This window comes from Kitasatospora sp. NPDC022785, from assembly GCF_055561295.1.
The window spans coordinates 99,791-117,739 of the sequence record NZ_JBVHHB010000008.1; the positions used below are offsets into that span (position 1 = coordinate 99,791).

Sequence of the window (17,949 nt, forward strand, 5' to 3'; positions counted from 1 at the left end):
GTCAGGAGAAGGCGTAGGCCCGCCAGGGCCGCCAGACCTCGTCGGCGTCGAACCGGGAGAGGCTGAAGCCCGGCACCGTGAACGCCGCCCGGAAGCCCCGGGCCTGCTCGTACGCCTGGTCCAGCACGTCCTCCGGCAGGCCGTGCGCCACCGTGACGTGCGGGTGGTACGGGAAGGCCAGCTCCCGGGCCAGCGGGCCGGAGCGGACGTCCGCCTCCAGCAGCCGGCACTCCTGCGCGCCCTCCTCGACCCGGACGAAGACCACCGGGGAGACCGGGCGGAAGGTGCCGCTGCCCTGCAGCAGCATCCGGAACGGCCGGTGTGCGCCGGCCACCGACGCCAGGTGCTCCTCGATCTTCGGCAGCTCCGCGGCCGCCACCTCGGTCGGCGGCAGCAGGGTGACGTGCGTGGGTATCGACCGGGCCAGCGGATCGCCGTGCCCGGCCCGCGCGTCCTGGATCGCCGAGCCGTACGGATCCGGGACGCTCACGGACACGCCGATGGTGACGACCTCCGGGAGGTCGCCACCATCGGGCAGGCTCGTCAGCTGCGTCACCGCTTGGCGGCCGGAAGGAAGCCGATCCGGTCGTAAACCGTCTCCAGCGTCTGCGACGCCACCTCCCGGGCCTTCTCGGCGCCGATCGCCAGGACGCGGTCCAGCTCGGCCGGGTCGTCCAGGAAGGTGTTGGTGCGCTGCTGGAACGGCGTCACCCACTCGGTGAACAGCTCGGCCAGCTCGGTCTTCAGGGCGCCGTACATCTTGCCCTCGAAGTGCGCGACCAGCTGGTCGATCGACTGGCCGCTGAGCGCGGAGTGGATCCGCAGCAGGTTGGAGACGCCGGCCTTCTCCTCCTCGTCGTAGGAGACGACGGTGCCGGTGTCGGTGACGGCGCTCTTGAACTTCTTGGCGCTCACCTTCGGCTCGTCGAGCAGGTTCACCAGGCCCTTGGCCGAGGAGGCTGACTTGCTCATCTTGGCGCCCGGGTCCTGGAGGTCCTGGATCTTCGCCGTCTCCTTGAGGATGTACGGCTTCGGCACCGTGAAGGTGGGGCGGTAGCGGGTGTTGAAGCGCTCGGCGAGGTCGCGGGTGAGCTCCAGGTGCTGGCGCTGGTCCTCGCCGACCGGAACGGCGTCGGCCTGGTAAAGCAGGACGTCCGCGACCATGAGGACCGGGTAGGTGAACAGGCCCACCGTGGTGCTGTCGGCGCCGTGCCGGGCGGACTTGTCCTTGAACTGGGTCATCCGGGAGGCTTCGCCGAAGCCGGTGAGGCAGTTCATCACCCAGGCGAGCTGCGCGTGTTCGGGCACGTGCGACTGGACGAAGAGCGTGCAGTGGTCCGGGTCCAGGCCGGCGCCCAGCAGCTGGGCGGCGGAGATCCGGGTGTTCTCGCGCAGCTCCTTCGGGTCCTGCGCCACGGTGATCGCGTGCAGGTCGACGACCATGTAGAAGGCGTCGTTCTCCTTCTGCAGGTCGACCCACTGGCGGACCGCGCCGAGGTAGTTGCCGAGGTGGAACGAGCCGGAGGTGGGCTGGATGCCGGAGAGAACCCGGGGACGGTCCTTGACCGGACCAGTGACCGCTGCGTTGACCATGGGGGCCATTGTTCCAGTTACAGCGACCGGTCAGGAAACGTCTTCGCCTGGAGGTTCCGCCAGTGTGACCGCACTCACCCTGACCCTGGCGATCCGCCGGCCCTCCAGCTTGGCCACCGTCAGCCGGACCTCCTCGGCACCGACCGGGATCCTGACCTGGTCGCCGTCGGCCGGCAGCCGGCCCAGCGCGGCGACCAGGCAGCCGGCCACCGTCTCGTACGGCCCCTCGGGCAGGGTGACGCCGGTCTCCTCGGTGAAGTCGCCGAGGTTCAGCAGGCCGTCCAGCTCCATGCCGCCGCCGGCCAGCTGCCGGGTGGTGCTGGGCTCCTGGGAGTCGTACTCGTCGCGGATCTCGCCGATCACCTCCTCGACCAGGTCCTCCAGGGTGACGATGCCGGCGGTGCCGCCGTACTCGTCGACCACGATCGCCAGGTGGTGGCCCTCCCGGCGCATCTCGCCCATCGCCTCCAGCACCCGCTTGGTGCCCGGCAGCAGCTTGACCGGCCGGGCCAGGTCGCGGACCTTCACGGCCTGCTCGGCGCGGGCCCCGTACAGGTCGCGGACGTGGACGAAGCCGGTCACCGCGTCGTAGCTGCCCTCGACCACCGGGTAGCGCGAGTGCGGCGAGGAGCTCGCCTGTTCGCGCACCTCGGCGAGCGGGCGCTCGGCGTCCAGGAAGGTCACCTCGGTGCGCGGGACCATCACCTCGCGCAGCTGGCGCTCCCCGGCGGAGAACACGTCGGCGATCAACGCCCGTTCGTCGCTACCGAGTTCGGTGTTGGCGGCGACCAGCCCGCGCAGCTCCTCGGAGCTCATCGAACCGCGCCCGGCGGCCGGGTCCCCGCCGAACAGGCGGACCATCAGGTTGGTGGAGTGGCCGAGCAGCCAGATCACCGGGCGCAGCACCACCGACATCACGTCCACCACCGGGGCGGCGAGCAGCGCGATGGAGTCGGCGCGCTGCAGGCCGATCCGCTTGGGGGTGAGCTCGCCGAGCACCAGCGAGACGTAGCTGATCACCAGGGTCAGCCCGACCAGCGAGACCGCGTCGGCGACGCCCTCGGAGAGCCCGGCCCGGACGAACACGGGGGCCAGCTTTCCCGCCAGGGTGTCCGCGCCGAAGGCCGCGGACAGGAAGCCCATGCAGGTCACCCCGACCTGGACGGCGGCCAGGAAGCGGTTCGGGTCGGCCGCCAGGTGCGCCGCGCGGGCGGCCCGCCGGGTGCCGCGTGCCTCCAGCGACCGGATCTGGCCCTCGCGCAGCGAGATCAGCGAGATCTCCGCGACGTTGAACAGGCCGCCCAGCATGATGAAGACGAGGACGAGCGCCGCGTCCTCGATGGTTTCGCTCACGGGGGGTCATCCTACGCACGCGGCCCGCCGCCTCCCGGGGAGGCGACGGGCCGGTGCGTCAGCGTGGCTTCGCTCAGATCAGGCCGAGGGCCTGGACCGCGTCGCGCTCCTCGACCAGCTCGTTGACCGAGGCGTCGATGCGGCCGCGGGAGAAGTCGGAGATCTCCAGGCCCTGGACGATCTCGAACTTGCCGTCCTTGGTGGTGACCGGGAAGGAGGAGATCAGACCGGCCGGGACGCCGTAGGAGCCGTCGGAGACGACACCCATGGAGGTCCAGTCGCCCTCGGCGGTGCCGTTGACCCAGGTGTGGACGTGGTCGATGGCGGCGTTGGCGGCGGAGGCGGCCGAGGAGGCGCCACGGGCCTCGATGATCGCCGCACCGCGCTTGGCGACGGTCGGGATGAAGTCGCCCTCCAGCCAGGCCTGGTCAGCGCCGACGGCCTCGAAGGCCGGCTTGCCGGCGATCTCGGCCTGGAAGATGTCCGGGTACTGGGTGGCCGAGTGGTTGCCCCAGATGGTGACGCGCTTGATGTCGGACACGGCGGCGCCGGTCTTCAGGGCCAGCTGGCCGACGGCGCGGTTGTGGTCGAGGCGGGTCATCGCGGTGAAGCGCTCGGCCGGGACGTCCGGGGCGTTGCGCTGGGCGATCAGGGCGTTGGTGTTGGCCGGGTTGCCGACGACCAGGACCTTGATGTCGTCCGCGGCGTGGTCGTTGATGGCCTTGCCCTGCGGGCCGAAGATGCCGCCGTTGGCCTGCAGCAGGTCGCCGCGCTCCATGCCCGCGGTGCGCGGACGGGCGCCGACCAGCAGCGCGACGTTGGCGCCGTCGAAGGCCTCGTTGGCGTTGTCGGTGATCGTGATGTCGCGCAGCAGCGGGAACGCGCAGTCGACGAGCTCCATCGCGGTGCCCTCGGCGGCCTTGACGCCCTGCGGGATCTCCAGGAGGCGCAGGTTCACCGGCACGTCGGCGCCGAGCAGGTGGCCCGAGGCGATGCGGAAGAGCAGCGCGTAGCCGATCTGGCCGGCCGCTCCGGTGATGGTGACGTTGACGGGGGTGCGGGTCATTTCTACCTTCTCCAGCAAATCGCCAGGTGCCCCAGGCACACCGGCGCACTGGAGCCGAGGACGGTCTCTCGACATCGAGAGACCCGCGTCAGGTTATCGCAAAGCGAAGCGTACGCCGCGTGTGCGGTCGTGGCTGATACGTCACAGCGGACGGCCCCCGCCGGGAGTCTCCGGGCGGGGGCCGTCAGGGTCCGGTCGGCCGCGGTCCGGCCCTCAGCGGCGCGGACGTCCGATCAGCTGGCCGATGTTGTCGAGCAGCGGCATCTCCAGCCACGGGTTGGGCTGGGCCACCAGCGTCAGCAGCACGATCGACAGGCCCAGGAAGGACAGGACGATCACGTCGGTGAACCGGCTGCGCACCGCCAGCATGCCGACCTCGGGCAGGACCAGCCGGAGCAGGGCACCGAGCAGCACGCCGCCGCCGAGGATCAGCAGCCCGTACTTGAAGCCGTCCTTGAAGTCGGCGAACCAGGTCACGGCGAGCCCGGCGCCGACCACCAGCAGGACCAGCGTTATCGGCCACTGGCGCACCGGCAGGGCGTGCTCACGCCCCAGCGCCGCGGCCGAGCCCTCGGGGGGCAGGGTGCCGGTGGTCTTGACCGGCCTGCGCCGAGACCTCACCGGTCGATTGCTCATGGCTCGCCGTCCCTCCGGTGTCAGATGCCGGCGCGGCGCTCGGCCGCCTCGACGATGTTGTTCAGCAGCATGGCGCGGGTCATCGGACCGACGCCGCCGGGGTTCGGGGAGATCCAGCCGGCCACCTCGGCCACGCCCGGGTGCACGTCGCCGACGATCTTGCCCTCGCTGCGGCTGACACCGACGTCCAGGACGGCCGCGCCGGCCTTGACGTCCTCCGGCTTGACCAGGTGCGGCACGCCCGCGGCGGCCACGACGATGTCGGCCTTGCGCAGGTGGTAGCCGAGGTCACGGGTGCCGGTGTGACAGAGGGTGACGGTGGCGTTCTCGCTGCGCCGGGTGAGCAGCAGGCCGATCGAGCGGCCGACGGTGACGCCGCGGCCGATCACGACCACCTCGGCGCCGTCGATCTCGACGTCGTGGCGGCGCAGCAGCTCGACGATGCCGAGCGGGGTGCACGGCAGCGGGCCCTGGATGCCCAGCGCGAGACGGCCGAGCGAGGTGGGGTGCAGGCCGTCGGCGTCCTTGTCCGGGTCCATCAGCTCCAGGACCGGGTTCTGGTCGAGGCCCTTGGGCAGCGGGAGCTGGACGATGTAGCCGGTGCAGGCCGGGTCGGCGTTGAGCTCGCGGACGACGTTCTCGACGTCCTCCTGGGTGGCGGTGGCGGGCAGTTCGCGCTGGATCGAGGCGATGCCGACCTCGGCGCAGTCCTTGTGCTTGCCGTTGACGTACCAGCGGCTGCCCGGGTCGTCGCCGACCAGGACGGTGCCGAGGCCGGGCGTGACACCCTTGGCCTTGAGGGCCGCCACGCGGGCGGCGAGTTCGGACTTGATCGCGGCCGCGGTGGCCTTGCCATCGAGAATCTGGGCAGTCATGACCCCATTCTCCCGGATCGCGGCAACCTGCTGCGCCAGCCCCGGCGCCGCCGCCGCGCTCCCCGTCCTGCTCCCCGCCGCGACGGCCCCGCTCCGGTACGGAACGTGCGGGCCACGTTGCGGTTGCGCCACAGTCCGGTCCGGTGCGCGGGCGCGGCTGGACAGCACCGGGCCGTCCGGTTGACGATGAGCGGGCATTCCCTGCCGCCTCCGGCCCGGTGACGGGCCGACGGACACACACCGGCGGGGGCGTACCCGGGGGAAGAACAGAGTGAGCCGACCACACCACGCCGTGCCGCCCGACCACTACGGCCGCATGTTGCCAGGACCGCAGCCGTCGATGCTCCCGTTCACACCGTCGCCCCGACTCCCACCGTCCTCGCGGTCCTGAGCCGCGACGGCGGGCGCCCGAATCCGCGCGCCCCCGATGTCACCGCGCTCCGCTATCGTCCCGTCCGTCCGGCGTGCCCCACACCGCCGGTCCGGTCCGGGTGCCCCGCCGTCCCGTCCCCTGTCCCCACATCCTGCCCGGAGGCATCGATGAGTTACCCGCCCGACCCGAACAACCCGTACGGCCAGCCGCAGCAGCCCGGTTACGGCTACCCGCAGCAGGCCCCGCCGGCCGCCGGCTACGGCTACCCCCAGCAGCCCCCGGCCCCGGGCTACGGCGTGCCGCAGCAGCAGGCGTACGGGTACGCGCCGATGCCGGGCACCATCCAGGCGAACAACGGCTACATCAACATCGCCCAGCTGGGCACGGTGAAGATCGCCACCATGGGGCAGCGGTTCGCCGCCCGGCTGATCGACGGCCTGTTCTTCGGCGCGCTGTACGCGCTCTTCACGCTGTTCGGCGTCGTCGGCGCGATGGGCGTGGCCAAGGACCAGCAGGACTGCAGCTCGAAGCTCGACTACGGCTCGTCCTACAGCGGCTCCAACTCCGCCTACTACGACTGCGTGCACCAGAACTCGCAGGCGGCGGCCGGCTGGTTCGTCACGCTGATGGTGATGTTCGGCCTGTTCATGGCGGTCGGCCTGCTCTACGAGTGGCTGCTGGTGGCCTTCACGGGCGCGACGCTCGGCAAGTTCGCCATGGGCCTGCGGGTCGTGAAGGAGAACACCGGCCAGAACCCCGGCGTGGGCGGCGGCTTCATCCGCTTCATCATCCCGAGCGTCGGCGCGCTGCTGTGCGGCATCGGCCAGCTGCTGGTCTACCTGTCCCCGTTCTTCGACAACACCGGGAAGCTGCAGGGCTGGCACGACCGTGCCGCCGGCACCGTGGTGATCAAGAAGTAGCGCCCACCGGACGCAGCAGAGCGGCCCGGCTCCCCGCGAGGGGGAGCCGGGCCGCTCCGTCTGTCACACCGTCATCAGTGGAAGAAGTGACGGGTGCCGGTGAGGTACATGGTCACGCCGGCCTCGGCGGCGGCCGCGATCACCTCTTCGTCGCGGATCGAACCGCCGGGCTGGACGATGGCCCTGACGCCGGCGGCGATCAGGATCGCCGGCCCGTCCGCGAACGGGAAGAACGCGTCGGAGGCCGCGTACGAGCCCTTGGCCCGCTCGCCGGCCCGCTCGACCGCGAGCTTGCAGGAGTCGACCCGGTTGACCTGGCCCATGCCGACGCCGACCGAGGCGCCGTCCTTGGCCAGCAGGATCGCGTTGGACTTGACGGCCCGGCAGGCCCGCCAGGCGAAGGCCAGCTCGGCCAGCTCGGCCTCGCCGAGCGCCTCACCGGTGGCCAGCGTCCAGGTCGCCGGGTCGTCGCCCTCGGCGTGCACCCGGTCGGTCTCCTGGAGCAGCACGCCGCCGGAGATCGGGCGCACCTCCTGGCGGTTGGCCGGCGCCTCGGGGGCGAGCAGCACGCGCAGGTTCTTCTTGCGGGCGAGCACCTCGACGGCGCCCTCCTCGTAACCCGGGGCCACCACGACCTCGGTGAAGATCGGCGCGATCTGCTCGGCCAGCTCGACGGAGACCGGGCGGTTGACCGCGATCACGCCGCCGTACGCGGAGACCGGGTCGCACTCGTGCGCCTTGCGGTGCGCCTCGGCGACGTCCGCGCCGGTCCCGATGCCGCACGGGTTGGCGTGCTTGATGATCGCGACGGCCGGCTCGGCGTGGTCGTAGGCGGCGCGGCGGGCGGCATCGGTGTCGACGTAGTTGTTGTACGACATCTCCTTGCCGTGCAGCTGCTCGGCGCCGGCCAGGCCACCGGTGCCGTCCACGTACAGCGCGGCGCCCTGGTGCGGGTTCTCGCCGTAGCGCAGCACGTTCTGCCGCTCCCAGGTGGCGCCGAGGAACTCGGGGAAGCGCTCGTCGCTGGGCGCGTAGCCGGCCTCGAACCAGGAGGCGACCGCGACGTCGTACGCGGCGGTGTGCGCGAACGCGGCGCCGGCCAGGCGCTTGCGGGTGGCCAGGTCGAAGCCGCCCTCCTGAGCGGCCTTCAGCACGTCGCCGTAGCGGGCCGGGTCGACCACGACGGCGACCGACGGGTGGTTCTTGGCGGCGGCGCGAACCATGCTCGGGCCGCCGATGTCGATCTGCTCGACGCACTCGTCGGGGGTGGCGCCGGAGGCGACGGTGGCCTTGAACGGGTAGAGGTTCACGACGACCAGGTCGAAGGGCTCGACGCCCAGCTCGGCCAGCTGCGCGCGGTGCGACTCCAGGCGCAGGTCGGCGAGCACGCCGGCGTGCACGCGGGGGTGCAGCGTCTTCACGCGCCCGTCCAGGCACTCCGGGAAGCCGGTCAGCTCGGAGACCTCGGTCACCGGCACGCCGGCGGCGGCGATCCGGCCGGCGGTGGAGCCGGTGGAGACGATGGCGACCCCGGCGGCGTGCAGGCCCTGGGCCAGCTCCTCCAGACCGGTCTTGTCGTACACGCTGATCAGCGCGCGACGGATCGGACGGACGTTCTCGGAGACAGGGGGGGTGGTGGAGCTGGCACTCATGCCGGGATCCATACCTTTCGGTCCTCGATGCGGTGACCTTCGCGGGCCAGCCGGCCCACGATGTCGACGAGCAGCTTGCGCTCGACTGTCTTGATGCGCTCGTGCAGCGCTTCGCCGCCATCGGCGTGATCGGCGTCGGCGACCTCGACGACGCCCTGCGCGATGATCGGCCCGGTGTCCACACCGGCGTCGACCAGGTGGACGGTGCAGCCGGTGACCTTGACCCCGTACGCGAGCGCGTCGGTGACGCCGTGGGCGCCGGGGAAGGCGGGCAGCAGTGCGGGGTGGGTGTTGACGATCCGCCCGGAGAAGGCTTCGATGAAGCCGGGACCGAGGATCTTCATGAAGCCGGCCGTGACCACGAGGTCCGGCTCGTACGCGGCGACGGAGGCGGTCAGCGCGCCGTCCCAGCCGGCCCGGTCGGGGAAGTCCTTCACCCGGTGCACGAAGACCGGCAGGCCGGCGCGCTCTGCGCGCTCCAGGCCGGCGATCCCGTCGCGGTCGGCACCGACGGCGACGATCACGGCGCCGAAGGCCGGGTCGGCGGCGGCGTCGATCAGCGCCTGCAGGTTGGTGCCGGAGCCGGAGACCAGCACCACCAGGCGGGCCGGTCCGGGCGTGCGGGGCGGGAAGAGCTGGGCGGGGGCGGCGGCCACTGCGCGATTCTCCGTAGGTCGGGGCGCCGCCCGCTGGTACGTCCACCGGTGGTGGGGCCACTACGAACGGCAGGTCGAGCAAGGGGGAACATCAGGAGAACCCGCCGCGACGCGGGCCCCGGGAACCTCTGTGAGCTGCTGACCGTCACCACGATAACGGCAGGTCGGACGGCCTCTGAAACGGCCCGGTGGCGCTACGCGCGTAGTTGAGACGGGGATCTCCTCGGCCCGACGGAACCCGCACCCGGCCGGCCGCCCCGGTCGCAGGGGTGCCCGCGGGCGACTGCGGGATCATAGGGTGGCGCGGGCGTCCGCCCCACCGACCGAGAAGGAATGGCTGAACCATGAGCAGCGGTGACGACACCGGCGAGCGCAACCCCTTCGCGCCGCCGCCGGCGGATGCCCCGGACCAGCCGTGGCGGCCGCGCAACCCCGGGCCCGCCGAGGGCTCGGACGCGCCGGACGGTGACGGCGGCCAGGACGAGCGCCCGCACGTCCCCCCGCCGCACCCGTGGAGCCCCGGCTACCAGGGCGGCGGCTGGCACCCCCGGCCGCCGGCCCCGCAGCCGCCCAAGCTCGACCCGAGCGACCCGGCGCAGCGCAAGGCCCGCAACGCGGCCCTTGCGGGCATGGCCTCGCTGGTCTGCGCGTTCGCCGCGCTGCACTACGTCGCCCTGTTCGTCGGCGCGCTCGCCATCGTCTGGGGCGTCGGCGCGATGCGCACGCCCAAGCCGGCCGCGCCCTCCGCCGTCGTGACACCGGCCGTCACCACCGAGGCCGGCGCACCCAACCCGCTCACCCCGGCGGCGCTCGCCGGGATCCTCACCGGCGCGATGACCCTGGTCTTCGTCTCCTCGGTGATCGGGCTGAGCCTGTACTACAACGACTACGTCACCTGCGTCCGGGACTCGCTCACCACCACCGGTGCGGACAACTGCGACCGGCTGGCGCCGAAGTGGTACGTGGACATCACGACCAAGAGCGAGTAGCCGCCCTTGGCGGGTAGGGCGGGTCGGTCAGTTCCCGGGACCGGGGGCGGAGACGGCGCCGTCGGCGCCGTCGGCGCCGTCCGTTGCGACCGCCCCGCCGTCGCCGTCCGTTCCGCCCGCCCCGTCGGCGGACGTGCCCAGCCGCAGCACCACCGCGTAGGCGCGGACGCGCAGCAGCAGTGCGGCCCGGCGCGTGTGGCCGGCGAGCGCTGTGCCGGCGCGTGCGGTGCGGACGAGTGCGATGCCGGCGAGTGCGGTGCCGGCACGTGCGATGCCGGCACGTGCGATGCCGGCGAGTGCGGTGCCGGCGAGTGCGGTGCCGGCCCCGGTGGGCATGGGCGCCTCCGGCTCTTCGGTGCCGCTCCGGCCATCGGCGGTGCCGCCCTCGATGACGCCGCCCGCGACGACGCCCCGGCCGATGGGCCTGACCAACGCCCCGCCCAGCAGCCCGCCCCACGGCCGGCCGAGTGCTCGGGCCCGCACCAGCAGCGCGCCCGGCACCGCCACCGCCGCGACCCACCCCGCCGCCGCCAGGCCCGTCCACCACGGCACCGGCCCGAGCTGCGCCATCCGGCCGCCCGCCAGCGCGCCGCCGGAGAGCCAGCCGAGCGCCGCGGCCGCCGCCCCGGTCAACAGCGCCGCCGCCAGCACGGCGACGCCCGTCGCCACCGGGTGCCACGGGGCGCCCGCCCCGGAGGGCCGGCCGTCCGCGGCCCGAGTGCCCGGACGCGTCGCCCCCTCGGCCGCCGCCCGGCCCAGCAACAGGGCCGGTGCCACCCCGGCCAGCGCCGGCAGCAGACACGCCACCAGCCGCCAGCCACCCGCGCCCGGCTCCGCCACCAGCGCGAACAGCGGAAAATCCGGCACCGGCCCCAGCACCGTCCCGCCCGGCGCCACCGCCGTCCCCTCCCCCACCGCGAACCCCGGGCCCAGCGCGTACGCCGCGCCCCAGAGCACCGCGTTCGGCAGCAGCGCCACACTCAGCAGCACCAACCCGGCCACCGCGGCCGGGCCCCCGCCGAGCGCCGCCATCGCCTGACCGCTGCCGTCCACCGCGTCCACCACCGCCGCCACGGCCAGCACCGCCGCACCCGACGCCACCAGCCCCGCCCCGGCCGCCAGCCCCGCCCTGCGGACCGCCGCCGCTCCCCCGTCGGGCCGGGCCCAGGCCGGCACCCGGGCCGGCACCCGCCACCGGGACGCCGGCCGGCGCACCCCCGAGAGTCCGTGGCCGCCCCCCGCGCGCCGCGCCGTCCGCGCACCGGCCGCCGTCGCGGCCGCGGCCAGCACCGTCACCACCAGCACGTCCGGCAGCACCCGCGCGCGGAACAGCCCGGCGCCCGAACAGTGCGCCACCACCGCCACCGCCACCGCGCAGTAGCCGCACCACACCGCCGGCGGGCCGCTCCAGCGCGGCCGCGGACCACGCCGGGCCGCCACCCGGGCGCCCGCCCGGTACAGCTGCGCCACCGCCAGCAGGCCGAGCAGCAGCGGAGTGACGGTCAGCGGGGCGTCCGCGGCGCCGCGCAGCACCGGCGCGCCGTGCCCGAGCAGCCAGAGCGCGCCCGCCAGCCGGACGGCGTCGGCCGCACCGTCGTCCGCGAACGGGGTCACCACCCAGAGCCCGAGCACCGGCACCGCGACCACCGCCAGGCCGAGCAGCGCCGTCCGCACCCCGGTGAGCACGTCGGCCAGGACGGGCCTGGTGCCCAGCTCCCCCGGCACTTCCACGATCGGACGGCCCATCAGCTGCGTCATGCGCCTCATGGTGCCAAGGCGACTCGCCATGCTCCGTGAAGAGGCAAACCGCCGTCGTGTCCCAGATTATTGGCTTATGCGCATTTTCAGACCCTGCCCTCTCGCCGCCCCCACTCCGGCTCGGAGCGTCTGATGGCCACGCCGCCGAAAAACGCCGAGCGCCCCACCGGCGCCCCCACGACCGACGAGCGCCCCAGCGGTGCCCCCACGACCGACGAGCCCCCGCCGCAGGGCCGTTCCGGGAAGGGCCGGGCCGGACGCGGCCGGGCCGCCAAGAACACCAAGGCGACGCGGGCCGGGGCGGCCGGCGGCCCCCCCGGCGGCCCCTCCGGCGGCCAGGAGGAGGTGGCCCGGTTGCTCCGACAGCTGACACCGCGTGAAGCCCAGGCCCTGGCCCACCTCGCGGCCGGCCGGGACCTCGCCGAGTCCGCGGCCGCGCTCGGTGTCACCCCGGCCACCGCGCGCAGCTACCAGCACCGCGCCATGCGCAAGCTCGGCACGCGGACCCGCACCGAGGTCTCCGCCTTCGCCGCTCTGCTGAGCCCCGCTCAGACCGCTCCCGAGGCCGTCCGAGCGGCACCCGGTACGCCGGCCCGCGAGCGGGGCCCCGCGCCGAAGGCCCCGTCCGAGCCCGCCCGGGGCGGGAAGACCGCCCCCCGGCCGCACACCGCGAAGGCCCCGGCCCCGGCCCCGGCTCCGGCACCGACTCCAGGCCCCGCCGAGCGCCGGCGGGCCCAGCGGGACCAGCGGGACCAGGGGAAGCCGGCCCCGCCGAACGGTCATCCGAAGACCGCTGCCGCGCCCACCGCTCCGGCCCGGCGGGAGACCCCGGCGCCTACGGCAACCCCGGACGGCCGCCGCTCCCCCCGACCCGGGGCGCCGGGCCTGCCGGACGGTCAGCCGAGGGGTGCCGCGGAGGCCGCCGGGCACCGCCGCCCGCAGCGCGAGAAACCGGCCGCAGTCCACGGCCACCCCGGAGCTGCCGACGCCGCGCCGCCCGCCGTACCCCCCGGTGTCGCCACCCCCGCCGGCGGACCGCGCCGGACGCCCCAGGTCCCCTCCGGAGCTTCGGCCGAAGCCCCCTCCGCAGCACCCGCCGACCGCCGTCCGCCACAGGGCGGGAAGCCGGCCCCGCTGAACGGCCACCGGAAGGCCCCCGCCCCGGCGCCCACCCCGGCCCGTCGGCCCGGAGTCGCCGACGGCGGACCGCAGCGCACGGACCCCGGCCGGCCCGGGCCCCCGCCCGCACCCGTGCCCCGGAAGGACACCCGCCCGGAGACCGCCGACGCGGCCACCCTCGCCTTCGAAGAGTTGTACGAGACCGCCCACACCCGCCTCGTGCAGCAGGTCTTCCTCCTCACCGCGTGCAAGCACCGCGCCGTGCACTGCGTCCAGCGGGCGTTCGGCGAGGCCCGGCGGCAGTGGGCCGAGGTGGCCGCCGAGCCCGACCCGGAGGGCTGGGTACGGGCGCGGGCCTGCGAGGCGGCGCTGTCGCCGTGGCACCGGGGCGGCCCGCGCCGGGCGCACGCCTGGCGGCTGCCGCACCGCCGGATCAAGGTCCGCCCGGCCGACGAGTCGCAGGCGGTGCTGCCGGACCACGACCGGCTGACCGACCGGGACCGCGCGCTGCTCAAGGCGCTCAAACGCCTCTCCCGCCCGCAGCGCCGGGCCCTGGTGCTGCACGACGGTCTGGGGCTGCCCGCAGCCGCGGTGGCCGTCGAGGTGGAGTCCACGATGGCGGCCGCCGAGGGCCGGGTCTGGGCCGCCCGAGCGGCGCTGGCGCAGTGGGTGCCGGAGCTGGCCGGGCCGGACCCGACGGCGGACGGCTTCGCGGACCGGCTCAGCGGGCTGCTGCACCGGGCGGCGGTCCGCGGCTGCCCGGAGCCGCACCGGCCGCCGGTGCCGGTACTGCGGGCCCGGTACGGACTGGCCAACGCGACCCGGACGGGGGCGGCGGCGCTGATCACGGTGGCGGTCGCCGGGGCGGCGGTGGCGACGCTGGCCGGTGGCGGACCGCGCGAGCTGTTCCGGCACGGCGGGGTGCCGCCCGCCCCGGCCGTCTGCGCTTCGGCACCGAACGACGCCGTCCCCGCGGCGCCGGACGCCCCGCCGACGGGCATCGTGAGCCTCTGGTGCAGCACGGCCCCGGGCGTCGAAGCGGTGGTGGTCGACCCGCCGCCGCCCGGGTCCCGCCCGTGGGAGCTGCCGGCCGCCGCCCGCGCCGGGGAGGCGCTGCCCCCGCCCGGTCCGGCCGCGACGGGGCCGGTGTCCTGCACCCGCTGGTCCCTGCACCCCTGCGCGACCGACCGCTGAACAGGCCCGACGCCGAACGGCCCGGGCCCCGGCAGCCCAAGTCCCGAGCGGCCCGGGCCCGAACAGCCCGCGCCCCGGCAGCCCGCAAACGCGAGCGCCCCCGCCCGGAGATCCGGACGGGGGCGCTCGACGAGCGGCTGGCGTCAGCCGATGAGCTCGCGCGCCAGGCGGGCGGTCTCGGACGGCGTCTTGCCGACCTTGACACCGGCGGCCTCGAGGGCCTCCTTCTTCGCCTGGGCGGTGCCCGAGGAGCCGGAGACGATGGCGCCGGCGTGGCCCATGGTCTTGCCCTCGGGGGCGGTGAAGCCCGCGACGTAGCCGACGACCGGCTTGGTGACGTGCTCGGCGATGTAGGCCGCGGCACGCTCCTCGGCGTCGCCGCCGATCTCACCGATCATGACGATGAGCTCGGTCTCCGGGTCCTCCTGGAACGCCTTGAGGGCGTCGATGTGGGTGGTGCCGATGACCGGGTCACCGCCGATGCCCACGGCCGAGGAGAAGCCGATGTCGCGCAGCTCGTACATGAGCTGGTAGGTCAGGGTGCCCGACTTCGAGACCAGACCGATCTTGCCGGAGGTGGTGATGTCGGCCGGGATGATGCCGGCGTTCGACTGTCCGGGGCTGATCAGGCCGGGGCAGTTCGGGCCGATGATCCGGGTCTTGTTGCCCTTCGAACCGGCGTACGCCCAGAAGGCGGCGGTGTCGTGCACCGGGACGCCCTCGGTGATGACGACGGCCAGGCCGATCTCGGCGTCGATGGCCTCGACGACGGCGTCCTTGGTGAACTTCGGCGGCACGAAGATGACGGTGACGTCGGCACCGGTCTTCTCGATGGCCTCGGCGACGGAGCCGAAGACGGGCACCTCGGTGCCGTCGACGTCGACCGTGGTGCCGGCCTTGCGCGGGTTCACACCGCCGACGATCTGGGTGCCGGAGGCGAGCATGCGGCGGGTGTGCTTCATGCCCTCGGAGCCGGTCATGCCCTGGACGATGACCTTGCTGTCCTTGGTAAGGAAGATAGCCATGGTTAAGTCCCCTTCCTTACTTGGCGTTGGCCAGCTCGGCGGCGCGGTCGGCCGCACCGTCCATGGTGTCCACGCGCTGGACCAGCGGGTGGTTCGCGTCGTCGAGGATCTTGCGACCCAGCTCCGCGTTGTTGCCGTCGAGGCGGACGACGAGCGGCTTGGTGACGGCCTCGCCCTTCGACGAGAGCAGCTCCAGGGCCTGCACGATGCCGTTGGCGACGGCGTCGCACGCGGTGATGCCACCGAAGACGTTGACGAAGACCGACTTGACGTCGGGGTCGCCCAGGATGATCTCCAGGCCGTTGGCCATCACCTCGGCGGAGGCGCCGCCACCGATGTCGAGGAAGTTGGCGGGCTTGACGCCGCCGTGCTTCTCGCCCGCGTAGGCGACCACGTCGAGGGTGCTCATGACGAGACCCGCGCCGTTGCCGATGATGCCGACCTCGCCGTCGAGCTTGACGTAGTTCAGGCCCTTGGCCTTCGCCGCCGCCTCGAGCGGGTTGGCGGCGGCCTTGTCCTCGAGCGCCTCGTGCTCGGGCTGGCGGAACTCGGCGTTCTCGTCCAGGGAGACCTTGCCGTCGAGCGCGATGATCTTGCCGTCGCCGGACTTGATCAGCGGGTTGACCTCGACCAGAAGGGCGTCCTCCTTGATGAAGACGACCCAGAGCTTCTGCAGGACGTCGGCGACCTGGTCCGCGATCTCGGCCGGGAACTTCGCGGCGGCGACGATCTCGGCGGCCTTCTCCGGGGTGACACCCTCGTTGGCGTCGACCGGGATCTTGGCGAGCGCGTCGGGGTTCTCCTCGGCGACGACCTCGATCTCCACACCGCCCTCGACGCTGGCCATGGCCAGGAAGGTGCGGTTGGTGCGGTCCAGCAGGAACGAGACGTAGTACTCGTCCTTGATGTCCGCGGTCTGGGCCAGCATCACCTTGTGAACGGTGTGGCCCTTGATGTCCATGCCGAGGATCGCCTCGGCCTTGGCGACGGCGTCCGCCGGGTCGGCGGCGAGCTTCACGCCACCGGCCTTGCCTCGGCCACCCACCTTCACCTGAGCCTTGACGACGGCGCGGCCGCCGAAGCGCTCCGCGATGGCGGCAGCGTCTGCGGCGGTCTCGATGACATCACCGTCAAGCACGGGCACACCGTGCTTGGCGAAGAGGTCCCTCGCCTGGTACTCGAACAGGTCCACGTGTTTGTCCTTGTTCGTGGTCGCGGATTGTGTCTCTACGAGCGTGCCACGGCAGGATCTTCGCTGCGGGTCGTCGGGGCGGTGCGGGTACGCAGAAGTACGGCCTTGCGGCCCACACAGCCACGGGCGCACACGTCAATCAACACGCGCGTCACGTCCGTCTGGCAGGTTATCCCCGGACGACGGGCGTGTTTCGCCCGGGACCGGCCCGTCTTGGGTGAGAACCGTCACAGAGAGCCTGCGACCGTGTGCCGCGCGCCCTGCTCAGCGGGCGGGCGGATCCGGGGCTGCGGGCGGGCGTGGGTTCGCTCGTTCGGGTGAACCCGAGCCCGGGTTGATCACACGCCCTGCTCCGGTACCGGGATCGGCCGCTTCTCGATCGCCGCCGCCATGACGTCCGGGAAGACGTCGGGGGTGCAGGCGAACGCCGGGGCTCCGAGCGCGGCCAGCGCCGCCGCGTGCGCGTGGTCGTACGAGGGCGCGCCCTCGTCGGAGAGCGCGAGCAGCGCGATGAACTGGACGCCGGCCGCCTTCATCGCCGCCACCCGCTTGAGCATCTCGTCCCGGATGCCGCCCTCGTAGAGGTCGCTGATCAGCACCACGATCGTCTCGGACGGGCGGGTGATCCTCGACTGGCAGTAGGCGAGCGCGCGGTTGATGTCGGTGCCGCCGCCGAGCTGGGTGGCGAACAGGACGTCCACCGGGTCGGCGAGCTGCTCGGTGAGGTCGACCACCGAGGTGTCGAAGACGACGAGCCGGGTGTCCAGCGACTTCATCGAGGCGAGCACCGCGCCGAAGACCGCCGAGTGCACGACGGACGGGGCCATCGAGCCCGACTGGTCGATGCAGAGGATGACGTCCTTCTTCACCGCGCGCTGGGCCCGGGCGTAGCCGACCAGCCGCTCGGGGACGACGGTGCCGTGCTCGGGCAGGTAGTTCTTCAGATTGGCCCGGATGGTGCGGTCCCAGTCGATGTCCCGGTGACGGGGGCGGTTCACCCTGGCGCTGCGGTCCAGCGCACCGCCGAGAGTGGCCCTCGTGCGGTCGGCGAGCCGGCGCTCCAGCTCGGCGACCACCTTGCCGACCACCGCGCGGGCGGTCTCCCGGGTGGTCTCGGGCAGTGCGTGCTTGAGCGAGAGCAGGGTGCCGACCAGGTGGACGTCGGGCTCGACGGCCTCCAGCATCTCCGGCTCCAGCAGCAGCCGCTCCAGCCCGAGCCGGGTGACGGCGTCCTGCTGCATCAGCTGGACGACGGTGGACGGGAAGTACTCGCGGATGTCGCCCAGCCAGCGCGCCACCTGCGGCGCCGAGCCGCCCAGGCCGGCGCTGCGGCGGCCGGGCCGCCCGGCGCGGCCCTCCTCCGGTGCCCCGCGGTAGAGCGCGGCGAGGGCGCCGTCCATCGCGGCGTCCCTGCCGCGCAGGGCGCAGCCCGTGCCGTCCGCCTCGCCGCCGAGCACCAGCCGCCAGCGGCGCAGCCGCTCCTCGGCGGCGGGGGTGGTGGTCACTGCCATCGGATGCTCCTTCACGAGGTCGGGGTCGGGTGTCGCG

General features: G+C 73.7%; 15 protein-coding genes. 3 read left to right on the forward strand and 12 right to left on the reverse strand.

What is annotated here, in order from left to right; translation table 11 throughout:
- Window position 1 precedes the first annotated feature (1 nt).
- The 6 genes from ACZ3YO_RS15390 to ACZ3YO_RS15415 all read right to left on the reverse strand — a co-directional run bounded on the left by ACZ3YO_RS15390 (window position 2) and on the right by ACZ3YO_RS15415 (window position 5,523).
- Window positions 2-556: a 2'-5' RNA ligase family protein gene (locus tag ACZ3YO_RS15390; protein ID WP_396321396.1), complete on the reverse strand. Its 555-nt coding sequence runs from the start codon at window positions 554-556 to the stop codon at window positions 2-4.
- Entirely contained in the window at window positions 553-1,593 is a 1,041-nt protein-coding gene (trpS, locus tag ACZ3YO_RS15395) for a tryptophan--tRNA ligase (RefSeq protein ID WP_396321397.1), read from the reverse strand. Before trpS ends, ACZ3YO_RS15390 begins: the two co-directional genes overlap by 4 nt.
- Before the next feature lie 30 nt (window positions 1,594-1,623).
- Window positions 1,624-2,946: a hemolysin family protein gene (locus tag ACZ3YO_RS15400; RefSeq protein ID WP_396321398.1), complete on the reverse strand. Its 1,323-nt coding sequence runs from the start codon at window positions 2,944-2,946 to the stop codon at window positions 1,624-1,626.
- 73 nt (window positions 2,947-3,019) lie between these two features.
- Complete coding sequence (locus tag ACZ3YO_RS15405; RefSeq protein WP_396321399.1) at window positions 3,020-4,012, reverse strand: malate dehydrogenase; 993 nt, start codon at window positions 4,010-4,012, stop codon at window positions 3,020-3,022.
- 213 nt (window positions 4,013-4,225) lie between these two features.
- Window positions 4,226-4,648 (reverse strand): DUF3017 domain-containing protein, encoded by a 423-nt coding sequence (locus ACZ3YO_RS15410; RefSeq protein WP_465569407.1) that lies wholly within the window; start codon window positions 4,646-4,648, stop codon window positions 4,226-4,228.
- Between the two features lie 20 nt (window positions 4,649-4,668).
- Window positions 4,669-5,523, reverse strand: a complete 855-nt coding sequence (locus ACZ3YO_RS15415) for a bifunctional methylenetetrahydrofolate dehydrogenase/methenyltetrahydrofolate cyclohydrolase (protein WP_396321401.1) — start codon at window positions 5,521-5,523, stop codon at window positions 4,669-4,671.
- A gap of 540 nt (window positions 5,524-6,063) precedes the next feature.
- Between ACZ3YO_RS15415 and ACZ3YO_RS15420 the strand changes: the two genes are divergently transcribed.
- Complete coding sequence (locus ACZ3YO_RS15420) at window positions 6,064-6,816, forward strand: RDD family protein (RefSeq protein WP_465569410.1); 753 nt, start codon at window positions 6,064-6,066, stop codon at window positions 6,814-6,816.
- A gap of 74 nt (window positions 6,817-6,890) precedes the next feature.
- Here the strand turns inward: ACZ3YO_RS15420 and purH are convergent, their stop codons facing one another.
- Both purH and purN read right to left on the reverse strand, forming a co-directional pair.
- Entirely contained in the window at window positions 6,891-8,468 is a 1,578-nt protein-coding gene (gene purH / locus ACZ3YO_RS15425; RefSeq protein ID WP_465569412.1) for a bifunctional phosphoribosylaminoimidazolecarboxamide formyltransferase/IMP cyclohydrolase, read from the reverse strand.
- Window positions 8,465-9,124: a phosphoribosylglycinamide formyltransferase gene (purN, locus tag ACZ3YO_RS15430; RefSeq protein WP_396321404.1), complete on the reverse strand. Its 660-nt coding sequence runs from the start codon at window positions 9,122-9,124 to the stop codon at window positions 8,465-8,467. Before purN ends, purH begins: the two co-directional genes overlap by 4 nt.
- Before the next feature lie 344 nt (window positions 9,125-9,468).
- On the opposite strand from purN, the gene ACZ3YO_RS15435 reads away from it, so the two are divergent.
- Window positions 9,469-10,113: a hypothetical protein gene (locus tag ACZ3YO_RS15435; protein WP_465551085.1), complete on the forward strand. Its 645-nt coding sequence runs from the start codon at window positions 9,469-9,471 to the stop codon at window positions 10,111-10,113.
- Between the two features lie 27 nt (window positions 10,114-10,140).
- On the opposite strand, the gene ACZ3YO_RS15440 is transcribed toward ACZ3YO_RS15435, so the two are convergent.
- Window positions 10,141-11,871, reverse strand: a complete 1,731-nt coding sequence (locus tag ACZ3YO_RS15440; protein ID WP_465569415.1) for a cell division protein PerM — start codon at window positions 11,869-11,871, stop codon at window positions 10,141-10,143.
- A 132-nt stretch (window positions 11,872-12,003) separates the two neighbouring features.
- Here ACZ3YO_RS15440 and ACZ3YO_RS15445 point away from each other — a divergent pair, with 132 nt between their 5' ends.
- On the forward strand, window positions 12,004-14,184 hold the full coding sequence (locus ACZ3YO_RS15445) for a LuxR C-terminal-related transcriptional regulator (RefSeq protein WP_465569417.1): 2,181 nt from the start codon (window positions 12,004-12,006) through the stop codon (window positions 14,182-14,184).
- Window positions 14,185-14,327: 143 nt separating this feature from the next.
- Here the strand turns inward: ACZ3YO_RS15445 and sucD are convergent, their stop codons facing one another.
- The 3 genes from sucD to ACZ3YO_RS15460 all read right to left on the reverse strand — a co-directional run bounded on the left by sucD (window position 14,328) and on the right by ACZ3YO_RS15460 (window position 17,912).
- Window positions 14,328-15,209 carry a succinate--CoA ligase subunit alpha gene (gene sucD / locus ACZ3YO_RS15450; protein WP_396321412.1) on the reverse strand — a complete coding sequence of 294 codons (882 nt, stop codon included), beginning with the start codon at window positions 15,207-15,209 and terminating at the stop codon, window positions 14,328-14,330.
- Window positions 15,210-15,225: 16 nt separating this feature from the next.
- Window positions 15,226-16,401 (reverse strand): ADP-forming succinate--CoA ligase subunit beta, encoded by a 1,176-nt coding sequence (gene sucC / locus ACZ3YO_RS15455; RefSeq protein ID WP_452155228.1) that lies wholly within the window; start codon window positions 16,399-16,401, stop codon window positions 15,226-15,228.
- A 338-nt stretch (window positions 16,402-16,739) separates the two neighbouring features.
- Window positions 16,740-17,912 carry a VWA domain-containing protein gene (locus tag ACZ3YO_RS15460; RefSeq protein ID WP_465569419.1) on the reverse strand — a complete coding sequence of 391 codons (1,173 nt, stop codon included), beginning with the start codon at window positions 17,910-17,912 and terminating at the stop codon, window positions 16,740-16,742.
- Window positions 17,913-17,949: the final 37 nt, after the last annotated feature.

Excerpts from the sequence above, each read along its gene's own strand:
- ACZ3YO_RS15410 (WP_465569407.1), bottom strand. The coding sequence starts at position 4,648 with ATGAGCAATCGACCGGTGAGGTCTCGGCGCAGGCCGGTCAAGACCACC.
- ACZ3YO_RS15435 (WP_465551085.1), top strand. The coding sequence starts at position 9,469 with ATGAGCAGCGGTGACGACACCGGCGAGCGCAACCCCTTCGCGCCGCCG.
- purH (WP_465569412.1), bottom strand. The coding sequence starts at position 8,468 with ATGAGTGCCAGCTCCACCACCCCCCCTGTCTCCGAGAACGTCCGTCCG.
- ACZ3YO_RS15420 (WP_465569410.1), top strand. The coding sequence starts at position 6,064 with ATGAGTTACCCGCCCGACCCGAACAACCCGTACGGCCAGCCGCAGCAG.
- ACZ3YO_RS15415 (WP_396321401.1), bottom strand. The coding sequence starts at position 5,523 with ATGACTGCCCAGATTCTCGATGGCAAGGCCACCGCGGCCGCGATCAAG.
- ACZ3YO_RS15460 (WP_465569419.1), bottom strand. The coding sequence starts at position 17,912 with ATGGCAGTGACCACCACCCCCGCCGCCGAGGAGCGGCTGCGCCGCTGG.
- ACZ3YO_RS15440 (WP_465569415.1), bottom strand. The coding sequence starts at position 11,871 with ATGACGCAGCTGATGGGCCGTCCGATCGTGGAAGTGCCGGGGGAGCTG.
- trpS (WP_396321397.1), bottom strand. The coding sequence starts at position 1,593 with ATGGTCAACGCAGCGGTCACTGGTCCGGTCAAGGACCGTCCCCGGGTT.
- sucD (WP_396321412.1), bottom strand. The coding sequence starts at position 15,209 with ATGGCTATCTTCCTTACCAAGGACAGCAAGGTCATCGTCCAGGGCATG.
- ACZ3YO_RS15405 (WP_396321399.1), bottom strand. The coding sequence starts at position 4,012 with ATGACCCGCACCCCCGTCAACGTCACCATCACCGGAGCGGCCGGCCAG.
- ACZ3YO_RS15445 (WP_465569417.1), top strand. The coding sequence starts at position 12,004 with ATGGCCACGCCGCCGAAAAACGCCGAGCGCCCCACCGGCGCCCCCACG.